A 17301-nucleotide genomic window follows, 5' to 3' on the forward strand; every position below is an offset into this window, starting at 1 on the left:
GCACGCGCCGCGACGCCCGCGGCCGGCCCGGCGCGCGCCGGATCGCCGCGCCAGGGGCTGGCCGCGCGCTGCGCGCTTGGCCTGGCCGGACTGGCGGCGCTGCTGGCGCTGTGGTGGCTGGGCACCGACGTGCTGGCGCCCGCCGGCGGCATGGCGCGGCGTTTCGCGCCCGGCGCCACCTTCGCCAGCCTGTGGGCCCTGCTGACCGGCTCGGACCTGCCGCTGCACGTGCTGGTGAGCCTGCGCCGCGTGGCGGTGGGCCTGGGGCTGGCGCTGGCGATCGGCGTGCCGCTGGGCCTGGCCATCGGCAGCTACCGCCGCCTGGAGGCGGCGCTGTCGCCCGCGATGCAGTTCCTGCGCATGATCTCGCCGCTGTCGTGGATGCCCATCGCGGTGATGGTGTTCGGGGTGGGCGACGACCCGGTGTATTTCCTGCTGGCCTTCGCCGCCGTCTGGCCGATCGTGCTGAACACGGCTGCCGGCGTGCAGCAGCTGGACGCGCGCTGGCTGCTGCTGGCGCAAAGCGTGGCCGCGACCCGCTGGGAGACCCTGCGCCACGTGATCCTGCCGGGCGTGCTGGGCCACATCCTGACGGGCGTGCGGCTGGCGATCGGCATTCTCTGGATCGTGCTGGTGCCGTGCGAGATGCTGGGCGTCTCGGCCGGCATGGGCTATTTCATCCTCGACACCCGCGACCGCCTGGCCTATTCCGAGCTGATGGCCATGGTGCTGCTGATCGGCGCGCTGGGCTTCCTGCTGGATGCCGCCGCCCGGGGCCTGTACCGCTACTGGCGCGGGTAGGCCGGCGCCGCCGCTATTTGCGCGAGGACTTGCCGGCCGGGCAGATCACGCCGCGCAGCTGCCGCTGCACCGGGTCGCGCGCCACCGGCGCGTTGGAAATGCCGGCCACCGGCAGCGATTCCACCAGTTCCCCGGTGGCGTTGGGGCCGGCGTAGTGCTGGGTTTCGGTGATGGTGTAGGTGTTGTTGCTGCAATTGATGGTCACGGGCTGCGTCACCGAGCCGTAGGGCTGGCCATTGGCCTCGGAGACCCGCGGCTGCGCATAGAACCACGCCACCGTCGCCAGCATCACCAGCGGCCGCTCGGTCAGCTGCACGATCGAGTCGCGGTCGTAGAACACCCCGGGCATCGACTGCGGCGCCAGCGGCTGCCAGGCCGGCGCGCCGCCGAAGACGATGCCGCCGGTATCCGGCGTGGCCGGCGCGATGCTGACGGCGCAGGCGTCGGGCGGGACCGGATCGCCTTGGCGGACCGTCACCACCGCGCAGGTATCGGCCGGCGTGGCCGGCTCCGCGCTGCCCGCCTGGGCCCAGGCAGGCCCCCCCAATACCGCCAGGACGAGGGTGAGTTGCGCTTGCCTTGCTGTCATGGGGCCTTCCCTGTGGGACATCGGTGTGGAGTCACCCCAGTATAGAGAAAGAAATCATGACGGCCGGAACCCGGCGGCAAGCGCGGCGCGGGGGTATAGTCTCGTCCGTTCGACAAGCGATGCCGACGCCGTGCCACGGGGCGCCGGCCGGGGTCGGAGGAGAGGCGACGACGATGAATATCAGAGTGCTCGCCGGCGCGGCGGCCATCGCCGTGACCGGGGTGCTGGCTTACGGGTTCTACCAGCTCATGCCGGAAGGCGAGCCGCTGGCGCGCAGCGAAGTCATCGGCGAGCTCGATGGCCCGCCGCTGGCCGGCTACTCGCGCACGCGGCTGTACCGCTATGGCGAGCATCAGTTCCTGGTCGGGCAGCTGATCGCGGGCGACAAGGATATCGCCGGCCTGGCCAAGGCGCCGGTGCTGGACGCGCTGCTGCCGTCCGCGGCGGACTGCTGCCAGGCGGACGGGGCCGCGCGCGCCGAGGCCGCGTCGGCCGATCCGACGCAGGGCATGCTGCAGGCGGCCGCCTCGGCGCGTGATGTGCGCAACCTGGTCTATGGCGGCCGTGACAATGGCCGCTACGCGCTGCTCGGCTCGATCGGCGGCGACACCGGCGTCACGCTCCTCGGCGGGCCGCAGGGGCAGACCATCTACCTGGTGGGCGGCAGCCAGCGCCGCGGCCATGACGGCGACGCTTCCAGCGGGTGGGACGTCTGGCGTTCCGACGACCAGGGCGCCAATTGGCGCTACGCGCCTGACTTGCAGCTGGGCGCGCCACGGCGGTTCACCGTGTTCCTGACCGATGAGCGGGCCATGGCGCTGACCGACGGCAGCAATGGCGCCGGCGACGAACGCCTGCTGGTCAGCGAGGACGGCGCGCGCCACTGGTCGGCGCTGTCCTTGCGCGAGCAGGTCTGGCCCGACGCCGACAGCTATGGCCGGGCGTTCCTGGAACACCTGGGCCCGGGCCGAGCCGCCACCGATCAGCTGGTGTACGGCTGGTCGCTCTATCCGCTGGCCGCCGACCGCGCCGTCGGCTGGAGCTGGCGCGACCGCGTCACGGTCGGCGTGGCGCGCCGCATCGAGACCCGGCGTTTCGAGGTGCGGTTCCAGGACGGCGCTTCGCCCGCGTTCCGCATCACCCACGACGTGCCGCCGGTGCCGCCGCAGGATCCGCGCTCGCAGCCGCGGGTGGGGCAGCCTGAATACGCCACCGACGACAACCGCATCTATCGGCTCGATCCGGCCGACAGCAACTGGCATGAGCTGGCCGCCATGCCGGCCGTGCGCGGCCAGCGCACCTGGATCGGGCAGGCCTGGTTCGGCCGCAACGGCTGGGTGGTGCAGACCTATGCCGACCACCTGTTCTCGTTCAAGGATTACACCCGCACCTACTTCCACACGCGCGACCAGGGCAGGACCTGGCGGCCGTTCCAGCTCTCGCCCGACCAGGAGCGCGGCCTGCTCGGCCTGGACGCGGCGGGCGAGGGCGTGCTGGTGCACGTCGATCGCGGCGGCAAGACCATCATCGTGCGCTATGCGCTGGAGTGAGGCATGACGCCGACCGTGCGCGAGGCGCGGGCCGCCGATCTGCCGGGGTTGCGCGCGCTGTTCCTGGCGACGCGCCGCGAGGCCTATCCCTGGCTGGCGCCGGCCAGCCTGCGCGCGGTCGACCTGGACGCGCAGACCGAGGGCGAACGGCTCTGGGTCGCGCTGGCCGCGGACGACGCCCTGGCCGGCTTCGTGTCGCTGTGGGAGCCTGACGACTTCATCCACCACCTGTATGTGGGCCGCGCATGGCAGCGGCAGGGCGTGGCGCGGGCGTTGCTGCGCGCCTTGCCCGGCTGGCCGGTGACGCGCTACCGGCTCAAGTGCCTGCGGCGCAACGCCGCGGCGCTGGCCTTCTACCAGGCCTGCGGTTTCGTGGAAATCGGCGCCGGCGCGGGCGAGGACGGCGACTACCTGCTGCTGGAATCGCGCGGCGACCGTCCCCCGCGCGCCGAGGCCTGAGCCTCCCGGCCTCAGTCGGCCTGCACGTAGTCCGGATAGCGCTTGCAGATCTCGGCCACCTGGCTGAGCGTGCCCGACAGGTGCTCGCGCAACGCCTGCTGCGCGCGCGGCGCATCGCCCGCCGCGATGGCGTCCAGCACCCGCTGGTGGTCGTCCATGATGCGTTCGGCCTTGCCGGCTTCCGGCAGGTGCAGGCGGCGCAGGCGGTCGACGTGGCCGCTGTAGCGCTGCTCCATGTCCCACAGCGCCGTGACGCCCGCGGCCGCGTGCATGTCGCGGTGGAAGGCCTGGTCGGCCGCCATGAATTCCTGGTACTGGCCGGCGGCGTGGCAGACACGCTGGCGGTCGATGCTGGCCTGCAGCCGCTGGACCAGCAGGGGATCGGGTTGCTGCGCCAGCACGTGCACGATTTCCAGCTCGATCGACCGCCGCAGGAAGTGCGCCTGGCGCGCGGCGGCGATGTCGATGCGGCTGACCACCGTGGTGTGCTGCGGATAGATCTCGACCAGGGCTTCCTCGGCCAGCTTCATGAGCGCGTCGCGGATCGGCGTCTGGCTCAGGCCGTAGGCCTCGGCCAGCGTCACGCGCGACAGCGGCGCGCCGGGCGCCAGTTCGAGGGACATGATCTGTTCGCGCAGATGTTCGAAAACCTGCGGCGCGGCGTGCCGCGAGCGATCCAGTCTGAGCTTGTGGCTGGGCATCGGAGCGAAGTTCGGTAAAGGGTCGGAACGGTCGGTGGTGGAAGCGGAGTGTAGCGGGTTTTCACCTAGCTGACGCACTAATGTATTAGTGTTTAAATGGTCCGGTCAATGATTTCGTCAGTTTCATTCCACCGCCTTCCTGGACCCCGCTTCCCCTATGAAACGCACCTACGAAAGCCTGCGCAGCGCCGCCTGGATGGCCAAGGACGACCTGCGTTCCTTCGGTCATCGTTCCCGCATGATGCAGATGGGCTACGGCCCCGACGACTGGGTCGGCCGCCCGATCATCGCCATCATCAACACCTGGTCCGACCTGAACCCCTGTCACAGCCACTTCAAGCAGCGCGTCGAGGACGTCAAGCGCGGCGTGTTCCAGGCTGGCGGCTTTCCGGTGGAACTGCCGGCGATCTCGGTGTCCGAATCGTTCGTCAAGCCCACCACCATGCTGTACCGGAACATGCTGGCGATGGAGGCCGAGGAACTGCTGCGCAGCCACCCGGTGGACGGCGCGGTGCTGCTGGGTGGCTGCGACAAGACCACGCCGGGCCTGCTGATGGGCGCCATCAGCGCCGGGCTGCCCTGTGTCTACGTGCCCGCCGGCCCGATGCTGCGCGGCAACTGGAAGGGCAAGATCCTCGGTTCCGGCTCCGACGCCTGGAAGCTGTGGGACGAGCGCCGCGCCGGCAAGATCACGCAGGAACAATGGACCGAGGTCGAAGGCGGCATCGCCCGCAGCTACGGCACCTGCATGACCATGGGCACGGCCAGCACCATGACCGCCATCGCCGAGGCCATCGGCATGACCCTGCCGGGCGCCTCGTCGATCCCGGCGGCCGACGTCAACCACATGCGCATGTCGGCCGAGTGCGGCCGCCGCGTGGTCGAGATGGTCTGGGACGACCTGACGCCGCAGCGCATCCTGAGCCCGGCCTCGTTCCACAACGCCATCAACGTGGCCATGGCCATGGGCTGCTCGACCAACGCCATCATCCACCTGGTGGCCATGTCGCGCCGCGCCGGCCATCCGGTGGGCCTGGACGACTTCGACGCCGCCAGCCGCAAGGTGCCGGTCATCGCCAACATCCGGCCCAGCGGCGACAAGTACCTGATGGAAGACTTCTTCTACGCCGGCGGCCTGCCGGCGCTGATGTCGCGCCTGGAAGGGCACCTGGACCTGTCGGCCATGACCGTCACCGGCAAGACGCTGGGCGAGAACATCGCCGGCGCCGAGGTCTACAACGACGACGTCATCCGCAAGCTCGACACCGCCATCTACGACGAGGGCGCGCTAGCGGTCCTGCGCGGCAACATCGCGCCGGACGGCTGCGTCATCAAGCCCAGCGCCTGCGCCCCGCAATACCTGCAACACACCGGCCCGGCGCTGGTGTTCGACGACTATCCCAGCATGAAGGCCGCGGTCGACGACGAGAACCTGGACGTCACCGCCGACCACATCATGATCCTGCGCAACGCCGGCCCGCAGGGCGGCCCCGGCATGCCGGAATGGGGCATGCTGCCGATCCCCACCAAGCTGGTCAAGCAGGGCGTGCGCGACATGCTGCGCCTGTCCGACGCCCGCATGAGCGGCACCAGCTACGGCGCCTGCATCCTGCACGCCGCGCCCGAAGCCTACATCGGCGGCCCGCTGGCGCTGGTCAAGACCGGCGACCTGATCACCGTCGACGTGCCGGCCCGCAGCATCCACCTGAACGTCAGCGACGAGGAACTGGCCGCGCGCCGCGCCGCCTGGACGCCGCCGCCCAGGCGCTACGAGCGCGGCTACGGCTGGATGTACTCGCAACACATCCTGCAGGCCGACGAGGGCTGCGACTTCGACTTCCTCGAGACCAGCTTCGGCGCGCCCGTGCCGGAACCGGAAATCTTCTGAACCCGCCATCCCCTGAATCGCTTTCCCTGGAGTTTTCCGTGTCAGACATGAATCCCGCCACCCGCGCCAAGCTGGGCGGCATCAGCACCGCCACGCTGTGCACCGCCTTGTTCAAGCGCGGCCTGCGCAATCAGTTCATCCAGGACGTGCGGCCGCTGAACGCGACGCTGCCCAACATGGTCGGCCCGGCCTTCACGCTGCGCTACATCCCGGCGCGCGAGGACCTGAACACCATCAAGGTGTTCGAGGACCGCGCCCACCCGCAGCGCGCCGCGGTCGAGACCTGCCCGCCCGGCGCGGTGCTGGTGATGGACAGCCGCAAGGACCCGCGCGCCGCCTCGGCCGGTTCGATCCTGGTGACCCGTCTGATGAAGCGCGGCGTGGCCGGCGTGGTCACCGACGGCGGTTTCCGCGACTCGCCCGAGATAGCCGAGCTCGGCTATCCCGCGTACCACAACCGTCCGTCCGCGCCGACCAACCTGACGCTGCACCAGGCGCTGGACATCAACGCGCCCATCGGCTGCGGCGACGTGGCCGTGTTCCCCGGCGACATCGTGGTGGGCGACCGCGAGGGCGTGGTGGTGATCCCCGCGCACCTGGCCGACGAGATCGCGGACGAAGCGGTGGAGATGACCGCGTTCGAGGACTTCGTCACCAGCCAGGTGCAGGCCGGCGCGTCGATCCTGGGCCTGTATCCGCCCACCGACCCGGGCACCAAGGACAAATTCGCCGCCTGGCGCAAAGAACAGGGCCGTTGAGCCTTGGCGCCGGCCGACCGGCCGGCGACCCATGCCTATAAAACACAGAGGGCAGGAGACAAGCATGAACAAGCAACGTCGCAGCGCGCTGGCCGCGCTGCTGGCAGGACCGCTGCTGGGCGCGTGGGCGCTGCCGGCCACGGCCGCCGAATGGCCGGCGCAGAAGCCGATTTCCTACGTGGTGCCGTTCACCGTGGGCGGCTCCACCGATGTGGTCGGCCGCGTGCTGGCGCAGAAGCTGGGCGACCGGCTGCACCAGAACGTCATCGTCGAGAACAAGCCCGGCGCCGCCGGCGGCATCGGCGCCACCTACGTGGCCAAGGCCGCGCCCGACGGCTACACGCTGTTCGGCGGCACCATCAGCACCCACGCCATCAACGCCAGCCTGTACAAGAACCTGAAGTACGACCCGGTCAAGGACTTCGAGCCGGTCTCGCTGATCGCCTATCTGCCGAACGTGCTGCTGGTCGATCCGAACCTGGGCGTGAACTCGGTGGCCGACCTGATCGCGCTGCTCAAGAAGGATCCGTCCAAGCGCACCTTCGCGTCTTCCGGCGCCGGCACCTCCACCCACCTGGCCGGCGAACTGTTCGCCAGCATGATCGGCGTGCCGCTGACGCACGTGCCGTACAAGGGCACGCCGCCCGCCATGGTCGACGTGTCCTCGGGCGCGGTGACGTTCATGTTCGACCAGATGACCGCCGCCTTGCCGCTGCTGCAGACCGGCAAGCTCAAGCTGCTGGCCGTCACCACCAAGGACCGCATCTCGCTGGCCCCCGACGTGCCCACCATGCAGGAGGCCGGGGTGCCCGGCTTCCAGATGGCCTCGTGGCAGGCGGTGTATGCGCCCAAGGGCACGCCCAAGCCCATCCTCGACAAGCTCGCCGCCGAGATCGCGCTGATCCTGAAGGAACCCGACGTGCAGGAAAAGCTCGGCAAGACCATGGGCATGGAACTGGTCGGCAGCACGCCCGACGAACTGCGCGCCCTCATGGCCACGGAGATTCCGCGCTGGGCGGAGGTGGTGAAGAAGTCGGGGGCGACGGTGGAGTGATGGCTGCCAATGGGCGCAAGCCTACGCCCCATCATGTAAGACCTGATTCCCGCCCCGGCCTGGAGCCGGGGCTTTTGTTTTCCGCGCCCGGATTCGCCGCGTCAGGGTTTCAGGTTCAGCTTCGGCACCAACGCATTGAAGGCCTGTTCCTGCCGCGCCACGTCGGCCGCGAATTGCGGTTGGTCGGCGTATGACGGCGTCAGGTTCTGCTTGCGCATCAGCGCCTGGAAGTCCTGCGACTGCGCCACCTGGCGCGCGGCGGCGCGCCATTTTTCGATGGCGTCGGCCGGGGCCGACTTCGGCAGGCCGATGCCGCGCCAGACGCTGAACTGCAGGTCAGCGCCGCGTTCCTTCATGGTCGGCACGTCCGGCAGGGTGTCGAGCCGCTTCGGCGCCATCACGGCCAGGGTGCGCAGCTTGCCGGTGTCCACGTGCTGCTGCAACTCGGCATAGGCCACCGTGGTGGCCTGCACGTCGCCGGACAACAGGCCCATGATGGCCGGGGCTGATCCCTGGTAGGGGACGTGCACGAACTTCACGCCGGTCTGCTCGCCCAGCGCCGCGGCCGCCATGTGCGGCACGGTGCCGATGCCGGCGTTGGACACCGCCACCCGTTCCGGATTCTTCCGGGCGTAGTCGAGGAATTCCTCCACCGTCTTCCACGGCGCGTCGGCGCGCACCGTGACCGACGACGGATCGTCGGTGAAGCGGGCGATGGGCTGGAAGTCCTTGACGGTGGTCTTGCCGATGCCCATCAGCGGCACCACCAGCATTTCCGGCGTCATCAGCACCAGCTTGTAGCCGTCGGGCTGGGCGTTGGCCACGTACGACCAGCCGATCGAGCCGCTGGCGCCGGGTTTGTTGATGACCACGGTCGGTTGCGCCAGCAGGGGCGGCCGCACCGCCTCGGCGATGGCGCGGGCGGTGTTGTCGCTGCCGCCGCCGGGCTGGTAGGCGACCACCAGCTCCATCGAGCGGCTGGGGTAGTCGGCCGCCATCGCGGCGGGGGCGGCCGCGACGCAGGCTAGGAAGGAGAAGGCGCTGAAGGCCAGCGCGGGCAGGCGGGTGCGGGTCATGGTGGCTCCGGTATCAGTAGCCCAGGGCTGAAAGATCCGCCAGTGTCTGGCGGGTGATGGCGAGGGTGCGTTCGCGTTCGGCGCCGGCCAGGTCCAGGCGCGGCGGCTTGACGGTTTCGGCGCTGCCGGTGATCAGGTGTTCGGCCAGCTTGATGTGCTGCACCAGCTTGACCACGGTGTCCAGATGGAACAGCGGCGTCAGCGCCGCATACAGCTTGCGGGCTCGGACGAAATCGCCCTCGGCCGCCAGCCGCAGTAGGTCCACCGAGGCCTTGGGCACGGCGTTGGCCATGCCCGAGACCCAGGCGGTGACGCCCAGCGCGGCGCTTTCCAGCACCAGGTCGTCGACGCCGCAGACCACCGCCAGGCGGTCGCCGAAGCGCGTGATCAGGTCGGTTACGCGGGTGGTGTCGTAGGACTCCTCCTTGATCGCGACGATGGTCGGTTCTTCCAGCAGTTGCGCCACCAGGTCGGGCGTCAGGTCGACGCCGTAGCCGCGCGGGTTGTTGTACAGCAGGATCGGCAGGGGGCTGGCCTGCGCCACGCTGCGATAGAACGCCACCGTCTCGCGCTCGTCCGACTTGTACGTCAGGCCGGGAAACACCATCAGCCCGTCGACGCCGATCTCCGCCGCCTGGCGCGCGAAGGCGGCGGCGCGCGCGGTGCCGGTCTCGGCCACGCCCGACACCACCGGCACGCGGCCGCGCACGGTCTCGACCGCGAGGCGCAGCACCGCCTGTTTTTCTTCGGGGGCGAGCTGGGCGTTCTCGCCCACCATGCCCATCATCACCACGCCGCCCACGCCGTTGGCGATCAGGCGCTCCAGGCCCTGGCGGATGGCATCCGGGTCGAGCGAGAAATCGGGCTTCAGTTTGGTGGTGACCGCAGGAAATACGCCTTGCCATTGAATGCTCATGCTGCCGCTCCTGTTGCGTGATCCGCCCGGTTTGTACTGTCGGGCTATTGATTGGATATTGGATCCAAAATAAAAAGGCCAGAAAAACGAGGCGCGCGGCCTCGAACCATCGCCCGGGTCAGGGCGCTGATATCAACTGGATCATGGATCCAATATACTCACATTAAACGGGCTGCGGATACCGGCTGTCTCTCGGGGTTTTCCTGGGCGTGGCGCACGGTTTCCGCGATTCCGTCGCCCCCCGGCATCCGCCGGACGGCAACGCCACCGGATGTGACGTGTCCCAGAATTCCTCTTCCGCCAGCGCTCCCCAGCCTCGTTCCGCCGCCGGATCCGCCGGCCGGCTGATCCGCAAGACCGCCGTCGACCTGGTGGTCGACGCCTTGCGCGACCGCATCCTGTCCGGCGCGATTCCGCCCGGTTCCGCCTTGCGCCAGGAACTGCTGGCCGAGGAACTGGGGGTGAGCCGGCTGCCGGTGCGCGAGGCGATCCGGCAGCTCAGCGCCGAAGGGCTGGTGGACATGATCGCGCACCGCGGCGCGTACGTCTCGATGCTGTCGCGCGCCGAAGTGCAGGAGTTCTTCGATATCCGCCTGCGGCTGGAGCCCTGGCTGCTGCGCCTGGCGGTCTCGCAGCACGCGCCCGAGGACCTGGACGAGGCGGCGCGCATCGTGGCGCTGATGGACAGCGCCGAGCCGCAGCAGTGGGGGCGGCTCAACTGGCAACTGCACGAGTTGCTGTACCGCGCCGCGCAGCGCCCGGCGGCGCTGGCCATGGTGCGCGCGCTGCATGAAAAGTCCGAACGCTATTTCCGCTTCCAGATCGTCAACGCGCCGATCCGCCAGCAGGCCCACGACGAGCACAGCGCCCTGATCGCGTTCTGTCGCCAGGGCCGCGCCGGCGAGGCCGAGGCGGCGCTGGAACGCCACATCGCCGAAGCCGCCGAGCAGATCCTGGCGATTGTCGATCACCTGCTGGATACGACCGCGACGCCGGCGTAACTCAGTTGATCTTGATATTGCGTTCCTTCACCAGGACCTTCCACTGCGCGGTTTCCTTGGCCAGGTAGTCGCGCAGTTCGTCGGGCGTGCCGCCGATGGATTCGGCGCCGATCGAGTCCAGCGTCGCCTTGACCTTGGGCTCGTTCAGGGCCTGGCGCATGGCGGCGTTGAGCTTGGCCACGACCTCGGGCGGCGTGCCGGCCGGCGCGAAGGCGGCGAACCACGGCATCAGCTCGTAGCCGGGCAGGCCGCTTTCGGCCACGGTGGGCACGTTGGGCAGCGCGGCCGAGCGCTTCGCGGTGGTCACCGCCAATGCGCGCAGCTTGCCGGCTTCGATATGCGGCTTGGCCGACGTTACGCTGTCGAACATGTAGTCCACCTGGCCGCCCAGCAGGTCGGCGATGGCCGGGCCGCTGCCCTTGTAGGGCACGTGCAGCATGTCGATCTTGGCCATGGACACGAACAGCTCGCCCGCCAGGTGGATCGAGGTGCCGACGCCGGCCGAGGCGTAGGTGTAGTGGTTGGGCTGCGCCTTGGCCTTGGCGATGACTTCGTCCACGCTCTTCACATCGTTGCGCGCGGGGTTGGTGACCAGCACGTTCGGCACCACCGCCAGCAGCGAGATCGGCGCGAAGTCCTTGATCGGGTCGTAGTTCAGGTCGGCGTACAGCGCCGGGTTCACGGCCATGCCGTTGGCCACGATCAGGATGGTGTAGCCGTCCGGCTTGGAACGCGCCACGCTGGCCGCGCCGATGTTGCCGCCGGCGCCGGCGCGGTTCTCGACGATGAACGAGGTGTTCAGTTGCTTGCCCATCGACTCGCCCAGGGTGCGGGCGATGCTGTCCATGGCGCCGCCCGGCGGGAACGGCACGATCCACTTGACCGGCCGGTCGGGGTAGCCGTCGGCCATCGCGCCGCTGGCGGCGCCGAGCAGGGCCAGGCCCATGCAGGCCCGGGCGAGGTGTTTGAATGCGTAGCGCAATGCCATGTCGTGTCTCCGTGTGCTTGAATTATTTTTCCGCGCGCCGATGCGTGGCCGGCGCGCGGGAACAACCGTGGGGCAGGGCGCGTCAGCGGTCCCTGCGGTAGAAAGCCAGTTTGTCTTCGTCCAGTTCCAGGCCCAGGCCCGGGCCGGTGGGGATCTCCATCTCGAAATCGGCGTAGCGCGGCGGGTTGGCGACGATGTCGTCCTTGAGCAGCAGCGGGCCGAACAGTTCGGTGCCCCACGACAGCCGCGGCAGGCAGGCGAAGCCGTGCGCCGAGGCGATCGAGCCGACCGAGCCTTCCAGCATGGTGCCGCCGTACAGCGACATGCCGGCGGCGTCGCCGACCGCGGCGGTGCGCAGCATTTCGTGGATGCCGCCCGACTTGGCGATCTTCAGCGCCAGCACGTCGGCCGCGCCCAGGCGCGCGATGGCCAGCGCGTCCTCGGGACCGTTGACGGCTTCGTCGGCCATGATGGGCACCACGAAGCGCGCCGCCAGCCGCGCCATGCCGGCGAGGTTGGCGCGCGGGATCGGTTGTTCGATCAGGTCGACGCCGGCCGCTTCCAGGCGCGCGATGGCGCCGGCCGCGTCGGCCTCGTTCCAGGCCTGGTTCACGTCCACCGTGACGCGGGCGCGGTCGCCCAGCGCCTGCTTGATGCGCGACACGTGGGCCACGTCGTCGGCCACGGCGCGGCGGCCGACCTTGAGCTTGAAGGTGTTGTGGCGGCGGCTGGCGAGCAGCGATTCGGCTTCCTCGATGTCGCGCGCGGTGTCGCCGCTGGCCAGGGTCCACAGCACCGGCAGGCTGGCGCGCACGGCGCCGCCCAGCAGGGTCGAGACCGACACGCCCAGGCGCTTGCCCTGGGCATCGAGCAGCGCGCTTTCCAGCGCCGACTTGGCGAAGCGGTTGCCGCGCGCCACGGTTTCCAGGCGCCGCATGGCGGCGTGGATGTTGGCCGCGTCCAGGCCGGCCAGCGCCGGCGCCAGGTAGGTGTCGATGGCCAGCTTGATGCCTTCCGGGCTTTCCTCGCCGTACGACAGGCCGCCGATGGTGGTGGCCTCGCCGATGCCCTCGATGCCGTCGCTGCAGCGCAGGCGCACGATCACCAGCGTCTGGCGCTGCATCACGGCCATGGCGAGCTGGTGGGCGCGGATGGTCGGCAGATCCACCAGGATCGCCTCGACCGAGTTTATCGTTACCGGATTCATACTTTCCAAAGCAGGTTCTTCAGGTGAAGCGCAGTATCGCTTGCGTCAGACCGCCAAGTCCAAGACTATATGGGTCTCCATTTATACCTTTAAGGTTTGTATAAACCATGGAACTCAGGCACCTGCGGTATTTCCAGGCGGTGGCGCGCGAGGGCAGCTTCACCCGCGCCGCCGAAGCGCTGCACATGGCGCAGCCGCCGCTCAGCCGCCAGATCCGCCAGATGGAAGAGGAGCTGGGCGTGGCGCTGTTCGAACGCACCACCCGCGCGCTGCGCCTGACGGAAGCCGGGCGCTTCCTGCTGGAACAGTCGCGGCTGCTGACCGCGCGGCTGGACGAAGTGCTGGAGGGCACGCGCCGGCTGGGCCAGGCCCGGCGGCGCTGGTTCGGCATCGGCTTCGTGCCGTCGACGCTGTACGGCTTCGTGCCCGAGCTGATCCGGCAATTGCGCGGCGCCGACGCGCAGGTGGAAGTCGGCCTGGCCGAGATGACCACCTTGCCGCAGCTGGAGGCGCTCAAGGCCGGCCGCATCGACCTGGGCATCGGCCGGATCCTGCTGGACGATCCGGCGATCGAGCGCCGCATCCTGATGACCGAGCCGTTGATGGCGGCCGTGCCGCTGCACCACCCGCTGGCCGGTTGCGCCAGCGTCTCGGTCGACCGGCTGGCGCAGGAGCCGTTCCTGCTGTATCCGGCGCGGCCGCGGCCCAACTTCGCCGACCATGTGCTGGACCTGTTCCGCGCCGCCGGCCATGCGCCGCAGGTGGCGCAGGAGGCCAACGAGCTGCAGACCGCGATCGGCCTGGTGGCGGCCGGCCTGGGGGTGACGGTGGTGCCGGCCTCGGTGCAGCGCCTGCAGCGGCGCGACGTGGCCCACGTGCGCATCGACGCCGAGGCCTTCGTGTCGCCGGTGATCGCCAGCTATCGCAAGGACGACGCCTCGCCGTTCCTGGCGCAGGCGCTGGCCCTGGCGGCGCAGCTGGCGAAGGGGTAACCAGCCGAGGCGGGCCGGTCGCGGCGGGTCGGCAAGGCGATCGGGCTGTCCGGGCTGAGGGATTTCGGCGGGCGTTGCCGCTTCAGGCCGGACCTGGCGGCTCGGCCGCGCCAGTGTCGTTTTCCAGGGGCACTTCGATGTGGCAGGCAATGCCGTCCTGCCGGAATGCCAGCGTGGTCTTGGCGGCCAGGGTGAACCCCAGCGCGTGCTCTATCAACTCGCGGCCATAACCGCGGCGGCTGGCGTCGGGCGCCACCGGCAGGCCGGTTTCGACCCAGTCGAGCACCAGCACTTCCCGGTTGTCCTGGCGGGCCAGGCGCCATTGGATGTCCAGGCGCCCGGTGTCGTAGTTCAGGGCGCCATACTTGACCGCGTTGGTGGCCAGTTCATGGATGGCCAGCGCCAGCGTCTGGATGCGGTCCGCGCGTAGCGGCACGGGCGGACCGGCAAGCGAAATCTGGTGGCCGTTGCCGACGGCCTCCAGTTCGCGGCGCATCATGTCGTGGAATTCGATGCGCTCGCCGCCGGTTTCTCCCAGCAGGCCCTGAACGCGATCCAGGGCGGCGAGCCGGGTGTCGAAGCGCTTGAAGGGTTCACCTTCGCCCAGCGTGCGCCGGGCCACGTTCTTGACCAGCGCCAGCAGGTTGCGGGTGCGGTGCTGCAATTCGGAGATCAGGATGCGATGGCGCCGTTCGACGCGGGTGATCTGGGTGATGTCGATGAAGGTCACGACCACGCCGTCCACCCGGCTGTCGCTGCCGCGGTAGGGCACCAGCCGCAACAGATAGTGCTTGCCGTCCAGCGTTCCGGCGATGCGCCGTTCGATCGGCTGATAGCGGTCGTAGACGTGCTGGATGTCACTGGCGAACGAGGGCAGGTCGAAACGGCTGGCCAGATCGGTGATCGGCCGGCCGCAGTCGCTGGGCAGGATGTTGAACACGTCGCCGACCGCGGGGGTGAAGCTGCGGATGATCAGATCGTGGTCCAGGAACAGCGTGGCGATGGCGGTGCTTTCGAACAGGTTGTGCAGGTCGCTGTTGCTGCGGTCCAGCTCGTCGACCTTGCCATGCAATTCGCCATTGACCGTATGCAGCTCTTCATTGAGCGATACCAGTTCTTCCTTGGAGGCTTCCAGTTCCTCGTTGGTCGATTGCAGTTCCTCGTTGACGGACAGCAGTTCCTCGTTCGAGGATTTCAGCTCTTCCAGGGCGGTTTCATATTCCTCGATCATCGATTGCAGGCGCTCGCGCGTGTCGCGCAGCTCGGTTTCCATGTGCTGGGCGGCGCCTTGCCGCAACGCATGCGCATGGACCTGGGCTTCTTCGCGCGTCAGGACCGGCCCCTGGTCGGTGAACAGCACCAGGTACAGCGGTTCCGTGTCGTGGCGGGCGGCCAGCGGCTCGACGGTCAGCGACACGCGCTGCACGCGGCCCTCGTCGTCCTCCACCGCGACGTCGCGGCGCACCGCCGGCATGCCGTTCTCGACCGCGGCGTGCAGCAGGGTGCGCAGATCCAGCCGCAGGCCCTTGCGCGCCAGCGTCAGGATCTGGCGTGTGGGCGCGCCGGCGGCCGCCTCCAGGTATTTGCCGGTGCGGCCCGAGTAATAGACGATGTCGCCGTCCCGATTGACCAGCACGTGGGCGGGCGCATGCTGCGCCAGCACCTGGGCATCGACCGCCTGGCGCAGCGCGGCGGCGCCCGGTTGCGGGCGCGGAGGGCCCGCGCTGGGCTGGCCGCGGGACTGCAGGGATGCCAGCGGCAGCGCGGGCCGGGGCGGCGGGGCGATGTCGGCGCGGCGCTGGAAGATGCGGTGCCGTTTCTCGACCGGACTGAACAGTTCGCTGAACTGGCTGACGTTCTCGGACATGCCCAGGAACAGGTAGCCGCCGGGCCGCAGCGAATAATGGAAGGTGGGAATGACCTGCTTCTGGATCTCGCCGCCGAAGTAGATCAGCAGGTTGCGGCAGGAAATCAGGTCGATGCGCGAGAACGGCGGGTCGCGCAGCACGTTGTGCGGCGAGAAGATGCACAGTTCGCGCACCTGTTTGTTGACCACGTAGCCGTCGCCGTCGGCGACGAAATGGCGGTCGCGCCGCTCCTGCGGCATGCTGTCGAGCAACTGGCCGGGATAGCGCGCGGCCCGGGCCACGGCCAGCGCGCGGTCGTCGATGTCGGTGGCGAACAGCTGGATCTGCGGCGTGGCCGCCATGCTGTCCATGTGTTCACGCAGCAGGATGGCCAGGGAATAGACTTCTTCGCCGGTGGCGCAGCCCGGCACCCAGATGCGCACCGATTCGGACGTGCCACGGTTTTCCAGCAGCTTCGGGATGATCAGGCGCTGCAGCGACTCGAACGCCTGGGCATCGCGAAAGAAATTGGTCACGCTGATCAGCAGGTCCCGGAACAGCGCGCTGGCCTCCTGCGGGGAGGCTTTCAGGAACTCGACATAGGCCTCGAGGCTGCCGATCTGGTTCACGTGCATGCGCCGCTGCACGCGGCGCATGAAGGTCCTGTTCTTGTAGCCGCTGAAGTCATGGCCGACCCGCGCGCGCAGCAGATTGCTTATTTCGAGTCCGGCCGCATCCAGCCGCACCGCGCCGCTGGCCTGCGTCTCGGTCGTCGCGTCCGGCAGCGTGGGCAGGCCCTGGGCGAACTCCACCAGGCGTTTTCCCATCTCTTCGGCCGGCAAGGCGAAGTCGACCAGGCCGCTGGCGATGGCGCTGTCCGGCATTTCCGGATTGCGCGGTCCATAGCCGTCGGCGGCCTGCGCCAACGTCAGGCCGCCGTGTTCCTTGATGGCCTTGATGCCCAGCGTGCCGTCGGAATTGCCGCCGGACAGGATCACGCCGGCGGCAAAATCGCCGCAATCACGCGCCAGCGCGGAAAAGAACAGGTCGATGGGCCTGCGTCCGGGCAGATCCGCGGGACGCTTGAGCACCCGCAGGCGGCGATGGCTCACGGACATGAGCGCATCGCGCGGCAGCACGTAGACGCTGTTGATCTCGATCTGCTGGTTGTCGACGGCGGTCAGCACCGGCAGCGAGGTGTAGCGCGAGACCACCTCGGACAGATGGCTTTCGCGCGAGGGGCTCAGATGCGTGACCACCACGAACGCCACGCCGGGCGCGGGCGGGATACCGCGGAAAAAGCCTTCCAGCGCCTCGACGCCGCCCGCGGACGCGCCTACCCCGACGATGGGGAATTCCGGTGTGAGGGTCATGGTTGTGCGCGCCGGCCGTACCGGGCGGATGAGAGAGGTGGCAGCATCCTGCCGACAGTAACACGGGCGTGCGCCTTTTGTGCTTCCCCCAATCCGCGCCG

At 69.2% G+C, this 17301-nt stretch carries 15 protein-coding genes; 8 read left to right on the top strand and 7 right to left on the bottom strand.

Going from position 1 to position 17301, the window contains the following annotated elements; all coding sequences use genetic code 11:
• Nucleotides 1-801 (top strand): ABC transporter permease (locus AOZ53_RS12290; RefSeq protein ID WP_369816811.1); only part of this gene is annotated, 801 nt, incomplete at its 5' end.
• A 13-nt stretch (nucleotides 802-814) separates the two neighbouring features.
• On the opposite strand, the gene AOZ53_RS12295 is transcribed toward AOZ53_RS12290, so the two are convergent.
• Entirely contained in the window at nucleotides 815-1390 is a 576-nt protein-coding gene (locus AOZ53_RS12295; RefSeq protein ID WP_054487973.1) for a surface-adhesin E family protein, read from the bottom strand.
• 173 nt (nucleotides 1391-1563) lie between these two features.
• Here AOZ53_RS12295 and AOZ53_RS12300 point away from each other — a divergent pair, with 173 nt between their 5' ends.
• Both AOZ53_RS12300 and AOZ53_RS12305 read left to right on the top strand, forming a co-directional pair.
• Nucleotides 1564-2940: a beta propeller repeat protein gene (locus AOZ53_RS12300; RefSeq protein WP_054430578.1), complete on the top strand. Its 1377-nt coding sequence runs from the start codon at nucleotides 1564-1566 to the stop codon at nucleotides 2938-2940.
• 3 nt (nucleotides 2941-2943) lie between these two features.
• Nucleotides 2944-3399: a GNAT family N-acetyltransferase gene (locus AOZ53_RS12305; protein WP_054487975.1), complete on the top strand. Its 456-nt coding sequence runs from the start codon at nucleotides 2944-2946 to the stop codon at nucleotides 3397-3399.
• Nucleotides 3400-3410: 11 nt separating this feature from the next.
• On the opposite strand, the gene AOZ53_RS12310 is transcribed toward AOZ53_RS12305, so the two are convergent.
• The gene (locus AOZ53_RS12310) at nucleotides 3411-4100 is read right to left on the bottom strand and encodes a GntR family transcriptional regulator (RefSeq protein WP_054430576.1); all 690 of its coding nucleotides are present in this window, start codon (nucleotides 4098-4100) and stop codon (nucleotides 3411-3413) included.
• A 157-nt stretch (nucleotides 4101-4257) separates the two neighbouring features.
• Between AOZ53_RS12310 and araD the strand changes: the two genes are divergently transcribed.
• The 3 genes from araD (at nucleotide 4258) to AOZ53_RS12325 (ending at nucleotide 7800) form a co-directional block, all read left to right on the top strand.
• On the top strand, nucleotides 4258-5988 hold the full coding sequence (gene araD, locus AOZ53_RS12315; RefSeq protein ID WP_054475066.1) for an L-arabinonate dehydratase: 1731 nt from the start codon (nucleotides 4258-4260) through the stop codon (nucleotides 5986-5988).
• A gap of 47 nt (nucleotides 5989-6035) precedes the next feature.
• Nucleotides 6036-6746 carry a ribonuclease activity regulator RraA gene (locus AOZ53_RS12320; protein WP_054487977.1) on the top strand — a complete coding sequence of 237 codons (711 nt, stop codon included), beginning with the start codon at nucleotides 6036-6038 and terminating at the stop codon, nucleotides 6744-6746.
• 64 nt (nucleotides 6747-6810) lie between these two features.
• A complete protein-coding gene (locus AOZ53_RS12325) occupies nucleotides 6811-7800 on the top strand; it encodes a Bug family tripartite tricarboxylate transporter substrate binding protein (protein WP_054430573.1) in 990 nt (329 codons plus the stop codon).
• Between the two features lie 101 nt (nucleotides 7801-7901).
• Here the strand turns inward: AOZ53_RS12325 and AOZ53_RS12330 are convergent, their stop codons facing one another.
• The gene (locus AOZ53_RS12330) at nucleotides 7902-8876 is read right to left on the bottom strand and encodes a tripartite tricarboxylate transporter substrate binding protein (protein WP_054487979.1); all 975 of its coding nucleotides are present in this window, start codon (nucleotides 8874-8876) and stop codon (nucleotides 7902-7904) included.
• 13 nt (nucleotides 8877-8889) lie between these two features.
• Nucleotides 8890-9792, bottom strand: coding sequence for a dihydrodipicolinate synthase family protein (locus AOZ53_RS12335; RefSeq protein WP_054487981.1), 903 nt, complete (start codon nucleotides 9790-9792; stop codon nucleotides 8890-8892).
• Nucleotides 9793-10070: 278 nt separating this feature from the next.
• Here AOZ53_RS12335 and AOZ53_RS12340 point away from each other — a divergent pair, with 278 nt between their 5' ends.
• Nucleotides 10071-10793 carry a GntR family transcriptional regulator gene (locus AOZ53_RS12340; RefSeq protein ID WP_231689829.1) on the top strand — a complete coding sequence of 241 codons (723 nt, stop codon included), beginning with the start codon at nucleotides 10071-10073 and terminating at the stop codon, nucleotides 10791-10793.
• A gap of 1 nt (nucleotide 10794) precedes the next feature.
• Here the strand turns inward: AOZ53_RS12340 and AOZ53_RS12345 are convergent, their stop codons facing one another.
• Both AOZ53_RS12345 and AOZ53_RS12350 read right to left on the bottom strand, forming a co-directional pair.
• Nucleotides 10795-11781, bottom strand: a complete 987-nt coding sequence (locus AOZ53_RS12345; protein ID WP_054430571.1) for a tripartite tricarboxylate transporter substrate binding protein — start codon at nucleotides 11779-11781, stop codon at nucleotides 10795-10797.
• Between the two features lie 82 nt (nucleotides 11782-11863).
• Nucleotides 11864-12988 carry a muconate/chloromuconate family cycloisomerase gene (locus AOZ53_RS12350; protein WP_054430570.1) on the bottom strand — a complete coding sequence of 375 codons (1125 nt, stop codon included), beginning with the start codon at nucleotides 12986-12988 and terminating at the stop codon, nucleotides 11864-11866.
• A 107-nt stretch (nucleotides 12989-13095) separates the two neighbouring features.
• Between AOZ53_RS12350 and AOZ53_RS12355 the strand changes: the two genes are divergently transcribed.
• Entirely contained in the window at nucleotides 13096-13980 is an 885-nt protein-coding gene (locus AOZ53_RS12355; RefSeq protein WP_054475069.1) for a LysR family transcriptional regulator, read from the top strand.
• Nucleotides 13981-14062: 82 nt separating this feature from the next.
• Here AOZ53_RS12355 and AOZ53_RS12360 read toward each other — a convergent pair whose 3' ends face one another.
• Nucleotides 14063-17200, bottom strand: coding sequence for a CheR family methyltransferase (locus tag AOZ53_RS12360; RefSeq protein WP_054487983.1), 3138 nt, complete (start codon nucleotides 17198-17200; stop codon nucleotides 14063-14065).
• Between the last annotated feature and the right edge of the window lie 101 nt (nucleotides 17201-17301).

The sequence above is a fragment of the Achromobacter sp. 2789STDY5608621 genome (genome assembly GCF_001299375.1).
GTDB classification, from domain to species: domain Bacteria; phylum Pseudomonadota; class Gammaproteobacteria; order Burkholderiales; family Burkholderiaceae_B; genus Achromobacter; species Achromobacter insuavis.

What these genes read in the sequence shown, in the direction of transcription:
- AOZ53_RS12295 (WP_054487973.1), bottom strand. Translation starts at nt 1,390, where the DNA reads ATGACAGCAAGGCAAGCGCAACTCACCCTCGTCCTGGCGGTATTGGGG.
- AOZ53_RS12300 (WP_054430578.1), top strand. Translation starts at nt 1,564, where the DNA reads ATGAATATCAGAGTGCTCGCCGGCGCGGCGGCCATCGCCGTGACCGGG.
- AOZ53_RS12305 (WP_054487975.1), top strand. Translation starts at nt 2,944, where the DNA reads ATGACGCCGACCGTGCGCGAGGCGCGGGCCGCCGATCTGCCGGGGTTG.
- AOZ53_RS12310 (WP_054430576.1), bottom strand. Translation starts at nt 4,100, where the DNA reads ATGCCCAGCCACAAGCTCAGACTGGATCGCTCGCGGCACGCCGCGCCG.
- araD (WP_054475066.1), top strand. Translation starts at nt 4,258, where the DNA reads ATGAAACGCACCTACGAAAGCCTGCGCAGCGCCGCCTGGATGGCCAAG.
- AOZ53_RS12320 (WP_054487977.1), top strand. Translation starts at nt 6,036, where the DNA reads ATGAATCCCGCCACCCGCGCCAAGCTGGGCGGCATCAGCACCGCCACG.
- AOZ53_RS12325 (WP_054430573.1), top strand. Translation starts at nt 6,811, where the DNA reads ATGAACAAGCAACGTCGCAGCGCGCTGGCCGCGCTGCTGGCAGGACCG.
- AOZ53_RS12330 (WP_054487979.1), bottom strand. Translation starts at nt 8,876, where the DNA reads ATGACCCGCACCCGCCTGCCCGCGCTGGCCTTCAGCGCCTTCTCCTTC.
- AOZ53_RS12335 (WP_054487981.1), bottom strand. Translation starts at nt 9,792, where the DNA reads ATGAGCATTCAATGGCAAGGCGTATTTCCTGCGGTCACCACCAAACTG.
- AOZ53_RS12345 (WP_054430571.1), bottom strand. Translation starts at nt 11,781, where the DNA reads ATGGCATTGCGCTACGCATTCAAACACCTCGCCCGGGCCTGCATGGGC.
- AOZ53_RS12350 (WP_054430570.1), bottom strand. Translation starts at nt 12,988, where the DNA reads ATGAATCCGGTAACGATAAACTCGGTCGAGGCGATCCTGGTGGATCTG.
- AOZ53_RS12355 (WP_054475069.1), top strand. Translation starts at nt 13,096, where the DNA reads ATGGAACTCAGGCACCTGCGGTATTTCCAGGCGGTGGCGCGCGAGGGC.
- AOZ53_RS12360 (WP_054487983.1), bottom strand. Translation starts at nt 17,200, where the DNA reads ATGACCCTCACACCGGAATTCCCCATCGTCGGGGTAGGCGCGTCCGCG.